The sequence below is a fragment of the Paenalcaligenes sp. Me52 genome, assembly GCF_050487965.1.
Lineage (GTDB): Bacteria > Pseudomonadota > Gammaproteobacteria > Burkholderiales > Burkholderiaceae_B > Paenalcaligenes.
The window spans coordinates 1-833 of sequence record NZ_JBKQFO010000014.1 but is presented as its reverse complement, the minus strand read 5'-3'; the positions used below and the strand labels follow the sequence as shown (position 1 = coordinate 833).

Annotated in this window: 1 protein-coding gene; it reads right to left on the bottom strand. The window is 52.2% G+C overall.

Features of this window, described 5'->3' with window-relative positions; genetic code table 11:
• On the bottom strand, window positions 1-833 hold an 833-nt coding region (locus ACLO87_RS16690), incomplete at both ends, for an Ig-like domain-containing protein (RefSeq protein WP_430224327.1).

Here is an 833-nt window from a genome sequence, read left to right as displayed (position 1 = left end):
GTGTCACCCGCTTTGACATCTTTACCTACCGTACCGCTGATAGTCACGTCAGACTCAGATTCAGCTTTGTTGATCACATCGTCGCCAGCAATGGTGCCGATGGTGATCGATGCCTCTGGCAAGTCAGTGTCTACACCATAACCACGGTCAGCTTCAGCGCTCGCTGAGTTACCAGCGGCGTCTTCCGTTTCCACTTTGGCATGAACGTTCGAGTCAGCAGCCAACTCAGTACCCGGAACATCTACGTTCCATGTTTTGCCATCAGTATTAACAGTCGTTGTGTAGTCTTTGCCGTTCACGGTTACCGTGACGGTGTCGCCTGCCTTCACATCTTTACCGACGGTACCAGTGATGGTTACATCAGATTCAGACTCGGCTTTGTTTATGACATCATCACCCGCAATCGTGTCGATCGTAATAGCCGCTTCAGGCAAGTCAGTGTCTACACCGTAACCGCGGTCAGCCTCAGCCGAAGCAGGGTTACCAGCCGCGTCTTCCGTTTCGACCTTAGCGTGAACGTTGCTGTCTTTTGCCAGCTCGGCACCCGGAACATCTACGTTCCACGTTTTGCCATCCGCATTTACGGTCGTTGTGTAGTCTTTACCGTTCACAGTCACAGTGACAGTGTCACCCGCTTTGACATCTTTACCTACCGTACCGCTGATAGTCACGTCAGACTCAGATTCAGCTTTGTTGATCACATCGTCGCCAGCAATGGTGCCGATGGTGATCGATGCCTCTGGCAAGTCAGTGTCTACACCATAACCACGGTCAGCTTCAGCGCTCGCTGAGTTACCAGCGGCGTCTTCCGTTTCCACTTTGGCATGAACGTT